Source organism: Rhabdobacter roseus, from assembly GCF_014202275.1.
Taxonomy (GTDB): domain Bacteria; phylum Bacteroidota; class Bacteroidia; order Cytophagales; family Spirosomataceae; genus Rhabdobacter; species Rhabdobacter roseus.
This window is the reverse complement of the sequence record NZ_JACHGF010000005.1, coordinates 183,316-203,140: the sequence shown is the minus strand read 5'-3', so window position 1 is coordinate 203,140 and position 19,825 is coordinate 183,316. Positions and strand designations below refer to the sequence as shown.

20 protein-coding genes are annotated in these 19,825 nt (G+C 53.6%); 15 read left to right on the top strand and 5 right to left on the bottom strand.

Annotation, left to right across the window (positions count from 1 at the left end):
• From HNQ92_RS17165 to HNQ92_RS17150, 4 genes are read left to right on the top strand one after another with little or no spacing between them, the layout of a single operon-like run.
• The gene (locus HNQ92_RS17165) at positions 1 to 672 is read left to right on the top strand and encodes an NADH:ubiquinone reductase (Na(+)-transporting) subunit D (protein WP_184175417.1); all 672 of its coding nucleotides are present in this window, start codon (positions 1 to 3) and stop codon (positions 670 to 672) included.
• Positions 673 to 705: 33 nt separating this feature from the next.
• Positions 706 to 1,320: an NADH:ubiquinone reductase (Na(+)-transporting) subunit E gene (nqrE, locus tag HNQ92_RS17160; protein ID WP_184175416.1), complete on the top strand. Its 615-nt coding sequence runs from the start codon at positions 706 to 708 to the stop codon at positions 1,318 to 1,320.
• Between the two features lie 12 nt (positions 1,321 to 1,332).
• Positions 1,333 to 2,583 (top strand): NADH:ubiquinone reductase (Na(+)-transporting) subunit F, encoded by a 1,251-nt coding sequence (gene nqrF / locus HNQ92_RS17155; RefSeq protein WP_184175414.1) that lies wholly within the window; start codon positions 1,333 to 1,335, stop codon positions 2,581 to 2,583.
• Positions 2,567 to 3,598 (top strand): FAD:protein FMN transferase, encoded by a 1,032-nt coding sequence (locus HNQ92_RS17150; RefSeq protein ID WP_184175413.1) that lies wholly within the window; start codon positions 2,567 to 2,569, stop codon positions 3,596 to 3,598. Before nqrF ends, HNQ92_RS17150 begins: the two co-directional genes overlap by 17 nt.
• 14 nt (positions 3,599 to 3,612) lie before the next feature.
• Here HNQ92_RS17150 and HNQ92_RS17145 read toward each other — a convergent pair whose 3' ends face one another.
• On the bottom strand, positions 3,613 to 3,837 hold the full coding sequence (locus HNQ92_RS17145; protein WP_184175411.1) for a hypothetical protein: 225 nt from the start codon (positions 3,835 to 3,837) through the stop codon (positions 3,613 to 3,615).
• 163 nt (positions 3,838 to 4,000) lie between these two features.
• On the opposite strand from HNQ92_RS17145, the gene HNQ92_RS17140 reads away from it, so the two are divergent.
• The 11 genes from HNQ92_RS17140 to HNQ92_RS17090 all read left to right on the top strand — a co-directional run bounded on the left by HNQ92_RS17140 (position 4,001) and on the right by HNQ92_RS17090 (position 14,383).
• Positions 4,001 to 4,435: a CBS domain-containing protein gene (locus HNQ92_RS17140; RefSeq protein ID WP_184175409.1), complete on the top strand. Its 435-nt coding sequence runs from the start codon at positions 4,001 to 4,003 to the stop codon at positions 4,433 to 4,435.
• 177 nt (positions 4,436 to 4,612) lie between these two features.
• Complete coding sequence (locus HNQ92_RS17135) at positions 4,613 to 5,401, top strand: SDR family oxidoreductase (RefSeq protein ID WP_184175407.1); 789 nt, start codon at positions 4,613 to 4,615, stop codon at positions 5,399 to 5,401.
• 105 nt (positions 5,402 to 5,506) lie between these two features.
• The gene (locus HNQ92_RS17130) at positions 5,507 to 6,634 is read left to right on the top strand and encodes a redoxin domain-containing protein (protein ID WP_184175405.1); all 1,128 of its coding nucleotides are present in this window, start codon (positions 5,507 to 5,509) and stop codon (positions 6,632 to 6,634) included.
• A gap of 18 nt (positions 6,635 to 6,652) precedes the next feature.
• Positions 6,653 to 7,633 (top strand): DUF2961 domain-containing protein, encoded by a 981-nt coding sequence (locus tag HNQ92_RS17125; protein ID WP_184175403.1) that lies wholly within the window; start codon positions 6,653 to 6,655, stop codon positions 7,631 to 7,633.
• Positions 7,634 to 7,727: 94 nt separating this feature from the next.
• Positions 7,728 to 7,994, top strand: coding sequence for a hypothetical protein (locus tag HNQ92_RS17120; RefSeq protein ID WP_184175401.1), 267 nt, complete (start codon positions 7,728 to 7,730; stop codon positions 7,992 to 7,994).
• 60 nt (positions 7,995 to 8,054) lie between these two features.
• Entirely contained in the window at positions 8,055 to 8,600 is a 546-nt protein-coding gene (locus HNQ92_RS17115; protein ID WP_184175399.1) for a hypothetical protein, read from the top strand.
• 150 nt (positions 8,601 to 8,750) lie between these two features.
• The gene (locus tag HNQ92_RS17110; RefSeq protein ID WP_184175397.1) at positions 8,751 to 10,058 is read left to right on the top strand and encodes a TolC family protein; all 1,308 of its coding nucleotides are present in this window, start codon (positions 8,751 to 8,753) and stop codon (positions 10,056 to 10,058) included.
• Between the two features lie 58 nt (positions 10,059 to 10,116).
• On the top strand, positions 10,117 to 11,208 hold the full coding sequence (locus HNQ92_RS17105; RefSeq protein ID WP_184175395.1) for an efflux RND transporter periplasmic adaptor subunit: 1,092 nt from the start codon (positions 10,117 to 10,119) through the stop codon (positions 11,206 to 11,208).
• 83 nt (positions 11,209 to 11,291) lie between these two features.
• Positions 11,292 to 12,542: an ABC transporter permease gene (locus HNQ92_RS17100; protein WP_184175393.1), complete on the top strand. Its 1,251-nt coding sequence runs from the start codon at positions 11,292 to 11,294 to the stop codon at positions 12,540 to 12,542.
• A gap of 37 nt (positions 12,543 to 12,579) precedes the next feature.
• Positions 12,580 to 13,296, top strand: a complete 717-nt coding sequence (locus tag HNQ92_RS17095; RefSeq protein WP_221307475.1) for an ABC transporter ATP-binding protein — start codon at positions 12,580 to 12,582, stop codon at positions 13,294 to 13,296.
• Positions 13,253 to 14,383: a sensor histidine kinase gene (locus tag HNQ92_RS17090; protein ID WP_246440328.1), complete on the top strand. Its 1,131-nt coding sequence runs from the start codon at positions 13,253 to 13,255 to the stop codon at positions 14,381 to 14,383. The genes HNQ92_RS17095 and HNQ92_RS17090 overlap by 44 nt, the downstream gene beginning before the upstream one ends.
• 579 nt (positions 14,384 to 14,962) lie before the next feature.
• On the opposite strand, the gene HNQ92_RS17085 is transcribed toward HNQ92_RS17090, so the two are convergent.
• The 4 genes from HNQ92_RS17085 to atpA form a co-directional block, all read right to left on the bottom strand.
• The gene (locus HNQ92_RS17085) at positions 14,963 to 15,505 is read right to left on the bottom strand and encodes a YceI family protein (RefSeq protein WP_184175389.1); all 543 of its coding nucleotides are present in this window, start codon (positions 15,503 to 15,505) and stop codon (positions 14,963 to 14,965) included.
• A gap of 508 nt (positions 15,506 to 16,013) precedes the next feature.
• A complete protein-coding gene (locus HNQ92_RS17080; RefSeq protein WP_184175387.1) occupies positions 16,014 to 16,748 on the bottom strand; it encodes an outer membrane lipoprotein-sorting protein in 735 nt (244 codons plus the stop codon).
• A 234-nt stretch (positions 16,749 to 16,982) separates the two neighbouring features.
• Positions 16,983 to 17,870, bottom strand: coding sequence for an ATP synthase F1 subunit gamma (atpG, locus tag HNQ92_RS17075; RefSeq protein ID WP_184175385.1), 888 nt, complete (start codon positions 17,868 to 17,870; stop codon positions 16,983 to 16,985).
• 99 nt (positions 17,871 to 17,969) lie between these two features.
• Positions 17,970 to 19,550 carry a F0F1 ATP synthase subunit alpha gene (gene atpA / locus HNQ92_RS17070; RefSeq protein ID WP_184175383.1) on the bottom strand — a complete coding sequence of 527 codons (1,581 nt, stop codon included), beginning with the start codon at positions 19,548 to 19,550 and terminating at the stop codon, positions 17,970 to 17,972.
• Between the last annotated feature and the right edge of the window lie 275 nt (positions 19,551 to 19,825).

Sequence of the window (19,825 nt, the reverse complement as noted above, 5' to 3'; positions counted from 1 at the left end):
ATGAGTACGGAAACCGCAACCCCGCAGGAAAAAAAGGCAGAGCCTTTGTTTTCCAAGAAAAATATAAAAACCATCAAAGATCCCCTGGACGACAACAACCCCATTACCGTACAGGTACTTGGGATTTGCTCGGCCCTGGCCGTGACGGTGCAGGTAAAGCCCGCCATGATCATGTCGCTGGGGGTGGTGTTTGTGATGGCATTCGCCAACCTCATCACGTCGCTGATCCGGAAGTCCATCCCAAACCGGGTCCGGATCATCGTGCAGCTGATCATCATTGCCACGCTCGTGACGGTAGTGGATCAGTTTCTGAAAGCTTTCATGTTTGACGTCAGCAAGGAGCTCTCGGTTTTTGTGGGTCTCATCATCACCAACTGCATCGTGATGGGACGGCTGGAAGCCTTTGCCCTGGCCCAAAAGCCCTGGCCCTCGCTGCTGGACGGTATCGGCAACGCCGCGGGTTATGGTTTGATCCTGGTCGTGGTGGCGGTTTTCCGGGAGTTCTTCGGATCGGGCAGCCTGTTTGGCATCCAGCTCGTGCCCCAGTGGGCCTACGACATGGGCTACGAAAACAACGGACTGATGGTACTTCCACCGGCGGCTCTTTTTGTCATCGGGGTGTACATCTGGGTACAGCGTAGCCGTAATCCTAAACTCAACAATGTCTCCTAACGCGTTGGTAGGGCATTAATCCAAGTTATAACCATGCAACATCTCATCAGTATTCTCATCAAGGCCATCTTTGTCGAAAACGTGATCTTTGCCTTCTTTCTGGGCATGTGTTCGTTTTTGGCCGTCTCCAAAAAAATCAATACCGCTTTTGGATTAGGCCTGGCCGTGATCTTCGTGATGGTCCTGACAACCCCGCTCAACTACCTCATCATGAACTACATGCTGAAGGAAGGGGCGTTGTCGTTTATCCATCCTTCCCTGGCCAGCGTCGATCTTACGTTTCTTTCCTTCATCCTGTTCATCTCGGTCATTGCCGGGGCGGTGCAGCTCGTGGAGATGATCATCGAGAAGTCGCTGCCTGCGCTGTACGGCGCACTCGGGATCTTCCTGCCGTTGATTACCGTCAACTGCTCCATCCTTGGTACTTCGCTCTTCATGCAGGAAAGAGAATATAACATGGCCGAAACAACCGTGTTTTCGCTCGGCTCGGGCATTGGGTTCTTTCTGGCCATTGTGCTCCTGGCTTCCATTCGTGAGCGGCTGCGCTACTCCAACATACCGGCACCGCTACAGGGGCTGGGCATTGCGATGATCATCACCGGACTGATGGCCCTGGCGTTTTTAAGTTTCTCAGGAATCCAACTTTAAATTCTCGGAACTATGCTCCCTGTACTCACAAGCAGTGTCATTATATTCATTCTCGTTATTCTTTTTTTGGTGGCGCTCATCATCGTAGCCAAAGCCAAGCTCCTCCCGCAGAACGACGTGCAGCTGGTTATCAACGGCAACGTGGACGAGCCCCTGGTGGTGAAGCCGGGTAATTCGCTGCTGTCTACGCTGTCGGCGCACGACATCTTCCTGGCCTCGGCCTGTGGCGGCGGGGGTACCTGCGCCATGTGCAAGTGCCACATCATGGAGGGCGGCGGCGAGGTACTTTCTACCGAAACCAACCACCTCAACCGCCGCGAAGTAGCCGACAAGGTACGGCTGGCGTGCCAGGTGAAGGTGAAGGAAGACATGGAGATCAGAGTGCCCGATGAAGTATTTGGCGTAAAAAAATGGGAGTGCGAGGTCGTGTCCAACGATAACGTATCCACTTTCATCAAGGAATTTGTGGTGAAACTACCCGAGGGCGAAAACCTCAAGTTCAAATCAGGTGACTACATTCAGCTCGATATTCCGGTTACGTCCATCAGCTTCCAGGAAGATCTCTACGACATTACACCTACCTTCAAGGACGACTACGATAAATTTAACATCTGGGGCCTGCGGCTGGACGTGGACGAGTCGGTGTTTCGGGCGTACTCCATGGCCAATCACCCAGCCGAAGGCAACATCATCATGCTGAACATCCGGCTGGCTACGCCCCCCTGGGACCGCGAGAAGAACGCCTTCAAGGATGTGTCGCCGGGAATTAGTTCGTCCTACGTGTTTTCGCGTAAACCGGGCGACAAAGTCACGATCAGCGGGCCGTTTGGCGAGTTTCACATTAAAGAAACCGAACGCGAAATGGTGTACATCGGCGGAGGAGCCGGGATGGCACCGCTGCGCTCGCACATTTTCCATTTATTCCATACCCTCAAAACCGACCGCAAAGTATCCTACTGGTACGGCGCGCGCAGCAAGCGGGAGATTTTCTACGAAGAAGACTTCCGGAAGATCGAGGAAGAATTCCCGAACTTCAAATTCCACATAGCGCTGTCCGAGCCCCTGCCCGAAGACAACTGGGACGGCTACAAGGGCTTCATTCACCAGGTAGTACTGGACAACTACCTCGACCAGCACCCCGAACCCGAGGAGATCGAGTACTACCTCTGCGGCCCGCCGCCGATGCTGGATGCCGTGCAAAAAATGCTGGACAACCTGGGCGTACCGCGCGAAAACATTGCCTTTGATGACTTTGGTAGTTAGGGCGCTGAAGGGGGTACTTTGGGTAGTAGTAGGGGTACTTGGGCTAAGCACCTGTCAAAAAAAAGCCCCTGCGTCATCCTACAACTACCTCGAAGGCGACGCGCAGGGTACTACGTTTCATATTACGTATAAAGACTCCCTGGGCCGGGATTTCTCGGGGAGCATCGACAGCCTCTTCCGGGTACTTGACCGTAGCATGTCGCTCTGGGACAGCACGTCGGTGATTCGCCGGATCAATAACCACGAGCCAGGGGTACTTCCCGACGCCCACTTTTTGGCCGTATTCCGGCGTTCGCAGGAGATCTCACAGCTGACCAACGGCGCTTTCGACGCCACCGTGGCTCCGCTGGTGCGCGCCTGGGGCTTTAGTTTTAAAAAGCAGTCCGCTCCGCCCGAGCCGTCCCAGGTAGACAGCCTGCGGCAGCAGGTAGGGTATCTCAAAGCCCGTGTGGTAGCAGGGCGCGTGGTTTTTGATGACCCCCGCATGGAGGTCGATTTCAACGCCATTGCGCAGGGTTACACGGTGGATGTCCTGGCCGATTTCCTGATAGAAAAGGGCGTTAGGCACTTTCTGGTAGAAGTAGGCGGTGAGGTACGTGCCCAGGGGCGCAACGAGCGCGGCGAAGTATGGCGCGTCGGAATCGACAAGCCCGTGGCGGGCGAGACGCCGGGGCGGCCGCTCCAGGCCGTGGTCCGGCTCGACGGCCGATCGCTGGCTACTTCGGGCAACTACCGGAAGTTTATCGAGCGCGACGGCAAGCGCTACAGCCACTCCATCGATCCGCAAACGGGCTACCCCGTTACGCACACGCTGCTGAGCGTGTCGGTCCTGGCCGACGACTGCATGTCGGCCGATGCCTTCGCGACGGCTTTTCTGGTGATGGGTACCGACCGCGCCTTTGCGCTGGCCGAGCAACTGAAACTACCCATTGCGTGCATCTACGAAAACGCGCCGGGGCAGCTTACTTTTCGGGCTAGCCCGGACTTCGAGCCGTGGATGATTGAGCCGGAGTAGGAGCGAAAACTACCCTAGCTACTGGCTACCAGGGGCTGAGTGTCTTTTTGCTCGTCGCAGGGCTCGCCGGCGGTCTTACCACAGACGCCGCAGGTCACGCCTTCTTTTTGCAGGAACGGATTATTATTGGCGCAGGTACCTTTGAACTCGCCGTTTTTTACGAGCAGTACCCGAATCCCCATGAAAATAAAGGCCAGGCCAACAAGCGCTATGGATACTAGGATGACGGGTAAATACATGATCTTTTGGGTTGGTATGCGTTGCTAAATTCTAGAGGTACTTATTCTTACTAATAGAATTTTAGCGGCAAGTGTTTGAATTAAAATAATTTCTCGTTAGATTTAATTATTAAAAATACAAAGTAATTGGTTGATTGTCAAACCTTATTTTACCTAAACCGCAATGATAACCGTAGAGCAACTCGTAAAGGACAAAGTAAACCAGGAAGTGTGGTCGGTGACGCCCCATACCACGGTCATTGACACGCTGCACCTATTGGCCGAAAAGAGCATTGGGGCCGTGCTGGTCATGGACGGCGAGCGCCTCGTGGGCGTATTTTCGGAACGTGACTACGCCCGGAAGGGCATTGTGCAGGGCCGCAAAGCCAAAAGTACCCCCGTGGCCGAGGTAATGACGCCCCGCGTATACACCGTATCGCTGGACATGAACATTCAGGATTGTATGCAGCTGATGACTCAGCGCAAAATCCGCCACCTGCCCGTGCTGGACGACGGAAAAGTAGTAGGCGTGCTGAGCATTGGGGATATCGTGATGGCCATGATCCAGGAGCAGGGCCACCATATCGAGTTTCTGGAACAATACATTACGGGTATTTGATCAGCTACAGGTACCTTCTATAGATCATAGCGCAGGCCGCTGGTATCCTACCGGGTTCCGGCGGTTTTTTTTATACAAAAAAATAAACCAGGTACCTTTGAAATCCACGGGGGTACTTTCGGGGTTATTGGTAGGAGTGAACCGATAAACCAAACCAACTACCTATTTTCAGCTCGTATGAACCTAGATCTTACCGGAAAGACCGCGCTCGTGTGCGGAAGTACCCAGGGAATTGGCTACGCCTCGGCGGTGGAGCTAGCGCTAATGGGTGCCAACGTGACGCTGATCGCCCGCGACGAACAAAAACTAATGGATACCGTAGATACGCTGGATACCGCCAAAGGGCAACTTCACCGGTACGTAGTGGCCGATTTTTCAGACTCCGAAGCCGTGAAAAAAGCCATCGACGAGTACCTGAGGTTGGTACCTGAGGTACATATCCTGGTGAATAATACGGGCGGCCCGGCGGGTGGGCCCATCATCGAGGCGGACGTAGAACAGTTTATGCAAACCTTCCGGATGCACCTCGTCAACAACCAGCTGCTGGTGCAGGCCGTAGTACCCAGCATGGAAAAGGCGGGCTTCGGCCGGATCGTGAACATCATCAGTACCTCCGTGAAGCAGCCTATCGTGGGCTTGGGGGTGTCTAATACCATTCGGGGCGCGGTAGCCAGCTGGGCCAAGACCCTCTCGCTGGAGCTGGGCAAACACGGCATTACCGTGAATAACGTCCTGCCCGGCTATACGCGCACGGCCCGGCTGGACGCCGTACTGGCCATGCGCTCGGAGCAGCAGGGCAAAACGCCGGAGCAGATCGCCGCCCAGATGGAAGCCGAAATTCCCAGTGGTCGCTTTGCGGAGCCCGAAGAAGTAGCGGCAGCGGTGGCCTTTCTGTGCAGCCCGGCGGCAGCCAGCATCAGCGGCGTGAACCTGCCCGTGGATGGCGGCAAAACGGGTAGTTTGTAGCCGATAGTCCTGGATAAAAGTACCTGCCAGGCAGTAAGAAGGCGGAGATCTTCCTTTTAGCAATAGGAGTAAAGTGTTTTCAGTACTAAATCCTTACATGAAACCATGATACCACGGATTCGTCAAAGTACCTTACTGCTTGGCTGGCTGCTTCTGGCGCTGAGCAGCACGGCCCAGGAGCACGCCCAGCCGCTGGCCATCGGGGCCGCCGCGCCCGACTTCCAACTACCCGGCGTCGATGGCAAAACCTACTCGCTGGGTACTTTCAAGGACGCCTCGCTGCTGGCGGTGGTCTTCACCTGCAACCACTGCCCCACGGCCCAGGCCTACGAGGACCGCCTCATCAAGCTGGCGCAGGAGTACAAAAGCCGGGGCGTGGCCGTAGTAGCCATTTCGCCCAACGACCCCCTGGCCGTGCGGCTCGATGAGCTGGGATATTCCGACCTCAACGATACCTACGAAGAAATGAAGCTGCGCGCCCAGGAGAAAAAGTACCCCTTTCCCTACCTCTACGACGGCGACAAGCAGCTGACGGCGCAAACCTACGGCCCCGTGGCTACGCCGCATATTTTTATTTTTGACAAAGCCCGAAAACTAAGGTACCAGGGCCGGATCGACGACGTGGAAAAACCCAGCGGTACGCCCAACCATACCGATGCCCGCAACGCCCTTGAAGCCCTGCTGGCCGGGAAGGAAGTACCCGTGGCCACGACCAAGACCTTTGGCTGCTCCCTGAAATGGGCCGACAAACGCCCGAGCGTAGAGGACGAGAAAAAAGCCTGGGCCAAAGAGCCTGTGGCCGTGGAGATGATCGACGAGGCGGGCATCCGGGAGCTGCTCCAGAACAAGTCGGATAAGCTGCGGCTCATCAACGTGTGGGCTACCTGGTGCGGGCCCTGCGTCACGGAGTTTCCTGACTTCATGACGATCCACCACATGTACCGCCAGCGTGACTTCGAGCTCGTGACCATCAGCGCCGACACGCCCGATAAGCGCGACAAGGTACTTAAGTTCTTGCAGGGGAAAATGGCTTCCACGAAAAACTACCTCATCAGCTTTGAGGACAAGTACAAGCTCATCGAGGCCATCGATCCCAACTGGCAGGGCGCGCTGCCGTACACGATCCTGGTCGAGCCCGGCGGCAAGATTGTCTACGCCAGGCAAGGTACCATTGATCCCTACCCAATGCGCAAGGCGATTGTGGAGAATAAGTACGTGGGCAGATACTATTAATTTACAAAAAATAAAACCATGACAAAATGGAGAGTACTGGTGCTGCTCTTGGTCCTTAGGGTACCTGGCAGCTATGCGCAGTCGTTCAGTACGCTCAAGACCTTCGGGACCATGGGCAAGGAGGAAAAGGTACTTGGAAAAGGCGTGGAGGCCGAGCTCTTTCAGTACCAGGGCCAAGGTTGCCTCACCCACATGTGGTTTGGCGGAGCTTTCAAAGGCGTGGAGCAAACCCTGATTCGGGTGTACGTCGACAACGAAACCACGGCTTCCATTGAGATGGAGCTGTTTCTGGGACACGGCATCGGCTTCAACGACAGCGATGCTCCCTGGGGCGTGGCCCGCATGGGCAAAACGGGCGACAAGAGCGGCGTGTACAATACCTTTCGGATTCCTTTTGGAAAAAAGATTCGGGTCACGGCCCAGCGCGCGCCGGAGGCCGAGGACAACCCGTCCTTCTGGTGGATCATCCGGGGTACCGAACACCTGCCGGTGGAGCTGGGCGGCGTACGCCTGCCAGACAAGGCTCGCCTCAAGCTCTACAAAGTACAGGAGCAGGTGTTTCAGCCGTTTGAGGAATTTGCCCTATGTGACGTCAAAGGGGCCGGAGCGCTCTACCTCGTGACGATGGCCGCCCAGGGGCTACGTACCCTGCCCAACCCCAACGACCGCTGGAAAGACCTCAGCTACCAGGAAGCCTGCGTGCGTGCCTACCTCAACGGCGCCAGCCAGCCGATGTTCCTGTCGTCGGGCCTGGAAGATTATTTTCTGGGTACGTACTACTTCCACAAGGGGCGCTACCACAACCCCGTAGCGGGGCTGACGCACTTCAACGCCGAGACGAACGCCTTCTCGGCCTACCGCTTCCACGAGGATGACCCGATCTTTTTTCAAAAAGGCTTACGGCTCACCAACCGCGTGGGTGAGAAAATCGGCGACCGGGCCTTTCACGATCCACCTCCCACCCGCTACACTACCTACGTGTGGGTGTATAGCTGGTAGGGTAGTTTAGAGAAAATACGTACTTTTAAGAGCAAAAGAAGCGGTGGGAAGTACCCGCCTGCTGGTATCCATTCACCTCTATTCAACTAAAAAGATGACAAGAGCAAAGTACCTCGGACTACTGATCGGCGGGGCGGTTTCGCTGGGCCTACTTTCATTGATCGTGCCCGAAGGGTATGCCGAGAAGGTCATGGAAATGGGCGGCACACTGCTTATTATTCTCTTCATCCCCATCCTGGCCATCATACGGATGCGGTACTTGGGCATGTCGGGAAAGGAATTTTTGCTGTCCTTCATTCCCATTTACGGAGCCAAGTACCGTTACAAAAGACTTTTCTCCAATAAGAAAAAAGGAGAGTAGTAGTGCTGTTGATAATCAGGTGCTTGATTTAGTTTCAATCCTTTTTATAACCAGCTTGAAATGATGATCAAGTACCTTACCTACCTGCTGCTTTTGGGATTGGCCGCCTGCGCCGGCAAAGAACCGCCCGAACCCACGCGGTACGAAGTACCTACCTCGGTAGCGCCCTACGTGGCGCGTTTTGTGGAAGAGGGCCAAAAGCGGGGCGTCGTTGTTACGCTCGATAACCTCATCGTTAGCTTGCAGGCCCAGCCGCCGGGCGGGGACGACGTATGCGGTGCCTACTTCAAGCCAGCGCGGCCGGGTGGGCAGCGGCGCATCACGCTGGTAGAAAGCAGCGCCTGCTGGATGGGTACCTACGACCAGAACCGCGAAGCGCTGGTATTTCATGAGCTGGCGCACTGCTTCCTGGGTCGCGAGCACCGCAACGACCTCCTCCCCAACGCCGCCCCGGCCAGCCTCATGACTACGCGCCTGAACGGCCCGTACGAACCCTGCGCCTACCCCATCGACAACACCTCCGACTGCGACCGCCGCTCCCGCCGCGACTACTACCTCGACGAGCTTTTCAACGCCGCTACGGGGGTCCCGGCCTGGGCCCGGTAGGTAGCTGGCGTGATACGATACTTCCCGGCGGCCGTTTCATCCCGGTTTTTTGGCGGTTCGTCTCTATTCTTTTTCTGGTTTGGGTACTTTGCCGGACTTTTGGGAAGCCAATCGGGCCGGGAATCACGCGCCCCTAGCTTTGCCAATACCATGAAACGACTTTCCTTTTTTTTGCTTTTCGTCTTTCTTTTCGGGCATCGAATCCAGGCCCAAAGTACCCTTCGTAGCGTAGAGGAAGCCCTTACGCTGGCCGAGCAGCACAACCCTGACCTGCGCGCGGCCCGCCAAACGGCGCAGTGGCAGGCCGGGGCGGTAGAGGTAGCCAGGGCCGGGCGCTTGCCTACGCTGAGGGCCTACAGCTCCCTGGACTTTAACTACGCGCTGCCCGTGCAGCTGGTACCGGCCGAGTTTCTGGGCGGGCCGCCGGGCGAGTACCAAAAGCTGCGCTTTGGCCTGCCGTACATTCTTTCGGCGGCCGTAGAGGCCAACTACGCCCTCTGGAACCCGGTACTGGGCCACGAGGTACGCCTGGCCGACCTCAACCGCCAAACCGCCGACCTCCAGGCCCAAGCCCAGCAGGAGCAGCTTAGCACGCAGGTCATACGGGCCTACTACCTCACGGCCCTTAGCCGCGAAGCGGTGCGTATTTCGGAAGAAAATCTACAAAGTACCGATACCCTGCTCACTCTGGCCAACGAGCGCTACCGCGCCGGGGTCATCGAGCAGCTGGACCTGAACCGAATCAGAAGTACCCGCCTGTCGCTGGCCGACCAGCTGGAGCAAAACCAGCTGGCCTACCTCAACAACCGCCGCCAGCTAAGCCTGCTGGTAGGGCAGGAGGTAGAGGTACCCGCCGAGGCCGCCCAGCGCTGGACGGAGCTGGGGCCGCCGCAAGAGCGGCTAGGTACCCTCGACAGCTACCCCCAGGTCAGGCTGCGCACCAGCCAGCTAAGCTACTACGAGGCCATGACGCGCCGGGAGCAGGCCACGCGCCTGCCGCAGCTGTCGCTCTACGGGCGGCACACGGTGCAAGCGCAGCGCGATGCGTTCAATTTCCTGAACGTTGGTGAACCCTGGTTTACCATTGGGCTGGTGGGCGTGCGGTTGGATGTACCTATCTTCAACGGGGGCCAACGGCTGCGCAGCGTGGAACGTGCCAGGGTACGTACCCTCGTGGCCCGTACGGAGCTCGAAGCGGAGCAAAAACGCCAGCAGGCCCAGGACGACGAGTGGCTGGCGTCGTTTACCCAGGCCAGCCGGTCGCTGACGCTGAACCGGGAAAATATGGAACTGGCTACCCAAAACGTGGATCTGGCCCTGATCAAGTACCAGGCGGGCGTGTATACCTACGACCAGTACCTAAACATTTTTAACGAAAACCTACAGGCCCAAAACCGGTACCTGCGCACCCTGGCCGACGGCATGATCTACGGGGCGCTGCTGCGTACCCGGCAGTAGCCCAAGTACCTCCGTTTAGTCTTTCTAGCCATTCAGTTTATTTTCAAAAGCGTATTCCATGAAAGCCAAGTACCTATTCAGTATGCTAGCCCTTACGTTGGTCGCCTGCGGCTCGGGCGAGGAGGGCATTCACCCTGCCTACAAGGAACTCACCGAGGCCGTGTACGCCTCGGGCAACGTGTACCCCCAAAACGAATACAAGCTTTTTGCCCAGGCCGACGGGGTACTGACGCAGCAACTGGTCAACGAAGGGGATTCCGTAGGTCAAAATCAGCTGCTTTTTGTGCTGGAAAGCGGCGCGATGGAAGCCCGCTCGCAGGCCGCTACCAACGTATACCGGCAGTCCGAAGCGAACTTGTCAACCAACTCGGCGGCGCTGACGGAGCTGGAGGTGCAGGTACGAAACGCCCGCACGCGCCTGGCCAACGACTCCATCAACTACCTGCGACAGAAAGATTTGTACGAAAAGAATGCGACCTCCCGCGCCGAGTTCGAGCGGGCAGAGCTGGCCTACCAAACGACCCGCAATGACGTGGCCGCCCGGCAGCAAACCCTGCAACGCACGCGCAATCAGCTGTACGTAGAGCTACAAAACGCCCGGAGCCAGTACCGTGTCACGGCCGAAGACGCGCGCAACTTCCGGATGCGCAGCTTTGAAGCGGGAAAGGTGTACGAAATCTATAAAAAGCCCGGCGAGCTGGTGCGGCGCACCGAAGCGATGGCGCTGCTGGGTAGCGGCAAGGAAGCTTACGTACAGATGGCCGTGGATGAGAGCGATTTTACCAAAGTAAAAGTAGGGCAGGAGATACTGATCAAGGTAGATGCCTTTGACCAGAAAGTGTACAAAGCCCAGGTAGCCAAGCTCTATCCTTCGATCAATAAGCTGGATCAGACGTTCCGCGTCGATGCGCACTTTACCGACGAGGTACCTGACGGCTACTACGGCCTCACCGTGGAGGCCAACATTGTGGTGTCGCACAACCCGCGCGCGCTGACGATCCCGAAGTCGTACGTGGTTGGCAACGATAGCGTGTGGGTGGAGCAGGACGGTGAAAAAAAGAAAATACGGTTTGTAAAAGGAACCGAAAACCTGGATCTGGTGGAGGTAAAGGGTGGCCTTACCGAGCAAACGTTGCTTTTCAAGCCCTGAGCAAAGCGATGCAAGGTACCTGAGCGGGGTACTTTCCCCGCCGGGTAGTTAGCGATTGAAGTACTTAAAATACGAATGACAAGATGGATCTGAAAATAGCCTACACCATTGCCCAAACGCACCTGCTTTCTAAGAAAAAGCAAACCCTGGTGGCCATGCTGGGCGTTACGTTTGGTATTGCGATGTTCATCGTCATGATTAGCTTCATGCAGGGCGTCAACCAGTTTCTGGAAGACTCCGCCCTGGATGCCTCGCCGCACGTCCGGATCTACAAGCAGCTGACCTCCGACCGCCCCAGCCTAATCGAAACCCTCCGCCCCGACGGCTTCAACGTCATTCACCACCAAAAACCCAAGCAGGAGCTCGCCAAAATCAAGAATGGCCTGGTGATAGCCCGGCACATCGAGGCGCAGCCGCAGGTACTGGGCGTATCGCCGCAGGTAAGTACCCAGGTTTTTTTCAACGTGGGCTCGGTGCCCATTCCGGGTACTTTGGCCGGGGTGGATGTACTGCGCGAGGAGAAGCTTTACCGCCTCAGCCAGCGCATGAAGTCCGGAAACATCGAAGACCTCCGCGCCAACGCCAACGGTGTGATTCTGGGTAGACTACTGGCCCGGAAGCTCAACCTGAAGGTGGGCGACAAGGTGAACGTCACCTCCTCTACGGGCGGAACGGCCCTGCTGCGGGTAGTAGGCGTTTTTAGCTTCGGCATCCAGACCGTCGACGACGCCCGCGGCTACGTCAATATGCCCAAAGTACAGGAGCTGATCCAGAAGGACGCCAACTACATCACCGACCTGCACATCAAAATGAAAGACCCCTTGCAGGCCATTGACTTTGGGAAGCAGCTGGCGCGGCAGTACGACTACAAGGTAGAAGACTGGGCCGCGGCCAATCAGGCCATTCTGGCGGGGGAGCAAATCCGGGGCGTCATGACGTTTGTGGTATCCTTTACGCTGCTGGTGGTAGCGGGCTTCGGGATTTACAACATCATGAATATGAACGTAATCAACAAAATGAAGGACATCGCCATCCTGAAAGCAACGGGTTTCAACGGCCGGGATGTCGTGGCGGTATTCTTGATCCAATCCATGATTATCGGACTTCTGGGAGCCATCCTGGGCGTTACGATTGGCTTCTCGCTAAGCTACCTGCTGTCGGTCACCCCGTTCGATTCCGGCGATTTTCTGGCCATCGATACCTTTCCGGTGAAATTTGACGTCGGCTACTACCTGCTGGGAGTCGCTTTCGGGGTTATTACCACGGTCCTGGCGGGGTACTTTCCCTCCAAAAAAGCTGCTAAAATTGACCCCGTTGCGGTTTTGAGGGGGTAGTTTGACCACTAAAAGTACAAACGCTATGAGCGCCAAAATGAGTCCAGAGAAAAAAAGCCCCGTGGTGCTTAGCGCCACGAACGTCAACAAGTACTTTACCGATCCGGTGCGTTTTCAGGTACTCAAAGAAATTACGTTCGAGGTGCAAAGAGGCGAGTTTTTGTCCATCGTGGGCAAGTCGGGTTGTGGAAAATCGACGCTGTTATACATTTTATCTACCATGGACACCGACTACGAAGGGACCATCGAGATGAACGGGCAACGGCTGACGGGCCTCAGCCAGGATACATTGGCGGCTTTTCGCAACGAGCACCTGGGCTTTGTGTTTCAGTTTCATTTTCTGCTGCCCGAGTTTTCGGTTTTGCAGAACGTCATGCTGCCGGCCCTGAAGCTGGGAAAGTACCCCCGCAAGGAGGTCGAGCACCGGGCCTACGAAAAGCTTAAGCTCGTTGATATGCAGGAGCACGCCCTCAAGGCCTCGGCCAAGCTTTCGGGGGGGCAGCAGCAGCGGGTGGCCATTGCCCGGGCCCTGATCAACGACCCCACCATCGTGATGGGCGACGAACCTACGGGCAACCTGGACAAAAAAAATAGCCAGATGGTCTTTGATATTTTCAAGGAAATAGCCCGCGAAAACGGCCAGACGATCATCACCGTGACCCACGACCCCGACTTTGCCGCCGGGGGAGACCGCATCATTGAAATGTCAGATGGAGCTATTATTTCGCACGGCCATGAAAATTCCGTTCAATAAGTACGTCGAGGCGGGCTTCCTATTGTTGTCCTTGGGGGGCTTTGTGGCGCGCTACTGGGCCATTCCGCAAATCACACTCAGGGAACATATTTTTCACTTTTTCGTCCAGTTCGCCATCCTCAATCTGATCTGGACTTTCTACTACTGGCTCGATTATACTTTAAATAAAATTTTGCCCTACGAGAAGAGCACGACCAGGCGAATTGCGCTACAGGTCATCATTGGGTGGGGTACTTTAAAGGTATTCATGCTGATCGTAGGTACTTTCTTTTTGGTATACTTTGTCCCGCCTGACGCCATTCAATTTAATAAGCTAAACCTTATATTCATCGCACTGACGGCTTTTTTTGGAAGTACCCTGATGAATGTGGGGTTCATTGCCAACCATTTTTTTAAGCGTTGGAAAGAAAACGCCTTACGCGCCGCTCACCTGGAGCGTGAAAAAACGCAGGTACAGTTTGATAACCTGAAAAACCAGGTCAATCCGCATTTTCTGTTCAATAGCCTGGCTTCACTGGACGGCCTCATTCAGGAAAATCCGCTACTAGCCCGGAATTTTTTGCGCCAGCTTTCCAAAGTATACCGATACGTGTTGCAAAGCCAGGAGCAAGGCGTCGTGACCCTGGAAACCGAAGTGGAATTCGTCAAGAACTACATCTTACTGCTCGAAACCCGCTTCGAAGGGGCCTTGCGGGTAAGCATGGCGATTGAGGAGAAGGCCTACGAGCGGCTCATTGTTCCCGTTACTTTGCAAGTTTTGATTGAAAATGCCATCAAGCACAACACCGTAAGTACCCAATACCCCCTGGAGATCAGGATCAGGGCCGACGACCGGTTTCTTTACGTAAGTAATTCTACGCTCCACCGGCAGCAGCCCGATACCTCCAACCAGCAGGGACTACAAAATTTGCAGGCGTTATATACCTACCTCAGCAAGGAGAAAGTGGAGATCGTGGAGTCGGAAACAAACTTTGAAGTGCGGGTACCCTGGGCCGAACAAAAAGAAAGAGCCGAACAAAATGCCCGGCTCTTTACTACATCACACTATACTAATATGGTTTTCAAAAGAATGAAATCACGCTTGTAATGCAGCTAGGTACCTAATGGTGCCTAAATGGAATTAACTTTAATAAATAAACGGTGACTTTAAGAAAATATTGTATCCTATAAAGTAGCCGGTACCGTATGAGGGTATCCTTAAGGGACTTACGGGCATGGAAGTAGACGATAGTCGGCGTAGCAAATAGAGTGCCAATTTTGTAGCTACGGGCAATTACTCCCCCGTAGGAGTGAAAAAGACACTTCCTACGAGGGAGTAATGAAAGAGTAGATCGCTTTTTGTCATGAAATAAAAATAACGTTGAGTAAAATGAACTTCTGAGTAATCTGCAAATACTAATAATGGTTACAAATATAATACTTATTATTGTACAATAGAAAGATTTTCTTTGATTCTATTTTTTAAGTAACCAAATATACTGTTGTATAAACATAAATGCAAGTAATAATTGCTATTTATTATTTAATTATTTTTTTCTAAGCCTAGACCAAATTAACAAAAAGGGTTATTGCATGTATATAAAAGTAGGCGCAAAAATTATGCCAAAAATGCGCCCTGATTGCTGGAAAGAAGAGCGCATTTTTGGCAAGAAGGCAATCGTAAGTCTTAGGCGGGCTTAGCTACCTGAACATTAATGGCCAATTTTACATCGTCTGCTACGACTATGCCACCGGCTTCGGTTACAGCATGCCAGCTAAGACCAAACTCTTTGCGGTTTATCTTGCCGGTTAATTCAAATCCAGCTTTGTGGTTACCATAAAAATCCACCATGCTGCCGCCGTATTCGGCTTTCAACTCCACGGGTTTAGTAACGTCCTTGATTGTCAAATCGCCCAGAATCTTGTAGGTATCTTCCCCGGTTTTTGTAACGTTCGTTGACGTAAAGCTGAGCTTGGGGTACTTTTCGGCATCGAAGAAATCGGCGGAGCGCAGGTGCTGGTCGCGCTGCTCCATGTTGGTATCTACGCTGGTCACGTCGGCCGAAAACTGGATTTTGGCCGTTTCAAAATCTTCGCCTTCGGTTTCTACGGTCCCTTCAAATTGTCGGAAGTAGCCCGTAACTGTGGAAATCACTAAGTGTTTTACCTTGAACTGGATTTCGGAATGCGTGGGATCAACAGACCATACGGTTTTGGTTGCGGTTGCCATAGTGTATTTTTGTTTAAGATTTATGTTTTTACATTTAATGTATATACATGTATCCGCATAGAAAAGTTTCGCTTCCTAAAAAAAAGATCCGATCTCGCTGAGTTCAAGATCGGACCCATAGGTACTTAGAAGGTAATTTTTATTTTTTGGTACGATCCTGATCCCGCTCATCTTCCTCTTCCGGGTTCGGAACTACGGTAGGAGGGGATGAAGGTGGTGTATTGGTCGGGTAGGACGGATACACCGGGGGTTCAATAATGGGTTTTCCCGTGGCGGGTATAGCTGGTTCTCCTCTTCGACGTGCCATAAGATATCAAGTTTTAGTAAAATGAATCATTATCTGGTTCATTCAGAACAAAATAACCATTCCAATACCTTTAAAGTACCTTCTTTAAGCCGGATGGGGAATTCCTTCTATTGATGATGTGGAATGCCTTGCTTGTATTAACACAAAGGCCTCCGCTACTTAGGAAGGCCTTTTGTCTTAAAAAAAAGATTAGCCAGGTACCTAGTTTTTAGGCATGGCAAAGATGCTTTCATCGACGGTAGGATTCACCTGCACGGACTTGATAGTCATAGTCATGGCTCCGCCAGGCATCGCTGCCGACTCAATTTCGGTGGTGAAGGGGAGCGTAAGCCCATCCACTTGCTTGAAATTGGAAAAGGAGGTGTTCACAACCATATTCTGCCCCTCAGCCTGCACGTTCGTGGCTGTCTTCAGAATGTAGTTAGTTTCCTTGGAAATGTAATGAGTGGTCTCCATACCGTTGTTGAGCTTTACCTTTACTACGTATACCGGAGCGCCATTGACCTTATCTTCCCCCGCCAATTGAGCGGTGTGACCTTTTTGCTTGTAATTGTAAAGGCCAGTCAGATCTAATTGCCCTGCTGAGAGCTTTACTTGTTCCTCGGGTAGGGCAACGGCCGTATTCTGGCCCGCCATGGGGTTGATCATCCAGCCTTTATCGCCATCGAGTGCGTTCACGATGGTCATGCCCTGCACGGTTGTTTCACTGCGCAGGCCGCGGCCCTGCACTACGGTGGTCGAAGACGGGAATTCCATTCCCATCACTTGGGCGGCGGCTTCCATCTTCATACTTTTCAAACTAGCAAGCTTGCTGGCTCCGCCCATGGCGGCAATGTGCTTATCGATCACCTCATCAACGGTTTGCGCCGAAGCCGTACGGAGGGCGGTCGCGAGCAGCGCGACACAAAGAAGCCGGATCATTAAATAATTACGCATGATTGGTTTGGGAATGGATTGAATAACTGAGTAACAATGCAAAAAAGAAATAAGGTGAGCAAAGAATCCCTGAATATAGATGACTAAGTGCAAAATCATATCTTTTGTTTGGAAAAACTACGCGGACGGTTCGAAGAGCAGTTGAATTGGAACTCTATTCATATGAATGGGGAGCCAAAAAAAGACGCGGTACAACTACCGCGTCTTTTTTTGGCTCCCCTACGCTTAGCATTACTAAGCGGAGAGTGCTTCGGCACCACCCACAATTTCGAGAATCTCTTTTGTAATGGCTGCCTGACGCGTGCGGTTATACACCAGCTTGAGCTCTTTGATAAGCTCCTGGGCGTTATCGGTTGCTTTGTCCATGGCCGTCATACGGGCACCGTGCTCAGAGGCGTTGGATTCCAGGACGGCCCGGTACAGCTGGACCTTGAGCGTTTTGGGAATCAGCTCCGTAATAATTTCTTCTTCGGAGGGCTCAAATAGGTAGTTTACGGACGAAGCACTACCCGCCGGACCAGGCGTGGTGTCGCTGCTGATGGGCAGGTACGGCTCGGTCCGAACGATTTGCGTAGCCACATTCTTGAACTCGTTGAAGACCAGCTCTACGGCATCGTACTGGCCTTCCGAGTAGGCGGCCATAATCTGTTCGGCGGCTTCTTTGACGGCCACAAAGCTAAGGCGGGTAAACAGATCCGTATAACGGGTATCTACTTTATACCCTCGGCGAGCCAGCGCTTCGGCTCCTTTTTTTCCGATGGCCAAAATCTCCACCTGACCCCGGCGAGCCTGCTCGGCGTAGCGGGCTTCGATGCGGTTCAGGGTTGCTTTCAGTACATTGCTGTTAAAAGCGCCGGCCAGACCCCGATCCGAAGTCACAACGATCATCAGTACTTTCTCTACCGGACGGGCTTTCTTGAGCGGACTTTCAAAAGCCGTCTCCGTACCGGCCGAAACCGTCGCCAGCATTTCCCCGAGCTTTTGGGCGTAAGGGCGCATTTGCATGATGCTGTCCTGAGCCCGCCGTAGCTTGGCCGCCGACACCATCTTCATCGCTTTGGTAATCTGTTGGGTGGAATTGACGGAAACAATCCGGTTACGTACTTCTTTTAAGCTTGCCATACTAAGACATGAATAGGAGGAAGGCAGGGAAGAAGAGAGAGGCAAGTACTCGTAGGGTACTTCTCCACGCTCTTCTTACCCCGCTATAAATGACAATGATCAGGCTATGTACTTGGCCGCAACCTCTTTGGCTACTCGTTCTACTACACCAGTAATCGTGTCGTCGAGCTTACCAGCGCGCAAAGCCGACAGGGTGTCGCTGTATTGCCCAGCCAAAACGGTCAGGAATTCTTCCTCGAACTCCCGTACTTTTTCCACGGGTACCCGGTCCAGCAGCCCCTTCGTAGAAGCATAGATGATGGCTACCTGTTGTTCTACCGTGACGGGCGAGTACTGAGGTTGTTTCAGTACTTCCAGGTTACGGCGTCCCCGGTCGATGGCCAGTTTTGTGGCGGCATCGAGGTCAGAGCCAAACTTGGCAAAGGCTTCCAACTCGCGGAACTGCGCCTGGTCCAGCTTTAGGGTACCTGCTACCTTTTTCATGGACTTGATCTGCGCATTACCTCCCACGCGTGATACCGAAATACCTACGTTGATGGCCGGACGAATACCGGCGTTAAAGAGGTTATTTTCCAGGAAGATCTGTCCGTCGGTAATCGAAATTACGTTGGTAGGAATGTAGGCCGACACGTCACCCGCCTGGGTCTCAATGATGGGGAGAGCCGTCAGCGATCCGCCTCCTTTCACTTTGTTGGCCAGGGAGGGAGGGAGGTCGTTCATGTTTTTCGCGATGGAGTCATCGGCTACAATCTTAGCGGCCCGCTCCAACAAGCGGCTGTGCAGGTAAAATACATCCCCGGGATACGCCTCACGTCCGGGAGGGCGACGAAGCAGCAGGGACACTTCACGGTAGGCTACAGCTTGCTTGGAAAGGTCATCAAAAACCACGAGTGCCGGACGGCCCGTATCGCGGAAGTACTCTCCGATAGCAGCGCCCGTAAACGGAGCAAAGAACTGCATGGGAGAAGGATCGGAAGCACTGGCGGCTACGATTACCGTGTAGGACATAGCGCCGTAACGACGCAGCGTGGCTTCTACCTGCTTTACGGTAGAGGCCTTCTGACCGCAGGCTACGTAGATACAGAAAACGGGCTCACCCTTGTCGTAAAACTCTTTTTGGTTGATGATGGTATCGATACAAACCGCCGTTTTGCCGGTTTGGCGGTCACCAATCACCAGCTCGCGTTGGCCACGACCGATGGGGATCATGGCGTCGATGGCCTTGATACCCGTTTGCAACGGCTCGGTAACGGGCTGGCGGAAAATAACCCCCGGTGCCTTGCGCTCCACGGGCATTTCGAACAGCTCACCCTGGATGGGGCCTAAGCCGTCGATGGGCTCGGCCAGCGTATTTACTACGCGGCCCACGATGCCATCGCCTACTTTTACCGAAGCGATTTCCTTGGTGCGCTTCACGGTAGCACCCTCGCTGATTTCACTGTAATCTCCCAGGAGTACCGCCCCAACGTTGTCTTCTTCGAGGTTAAGCGCTAAGGCTTTCAACCCGTTTTCGAACACCAGGAGCTCTCCGGCTTGTACTTTGGAAAGGCCGTAGATGCGCGCCACGCCGTCACCAACCTGGAGCACCGTACCTACTTCTTCGAGTTCGGCTTCCGTTTTAGCGCCTGCAAGTTGCTCACGCAAAATGGCTGAAACTTCGTCCGGTCTAACAGATACCATAGTATAATTGACTTATTTTGAATGTAGAAGTACGTTTTTGAAAAACTGCCGCAAATTTAGGGTTTTATTTCCTTAATATATAGTTATTCATTTTAAAAAAATAGAACTTAGTAAATTATACTTTTCTAAGTTCAGAATGCTCACCCATCCAGGTACCCTAAAAGTGCTAAATTAACCCTAACTAGCTGCACTTTAAACTTTTTTAGGGTTATCTTGTGTTTTTTAGCTAAATGTTTTCGTTTTTTATCCGTCTTATTCAATTAGTATTCAATCCG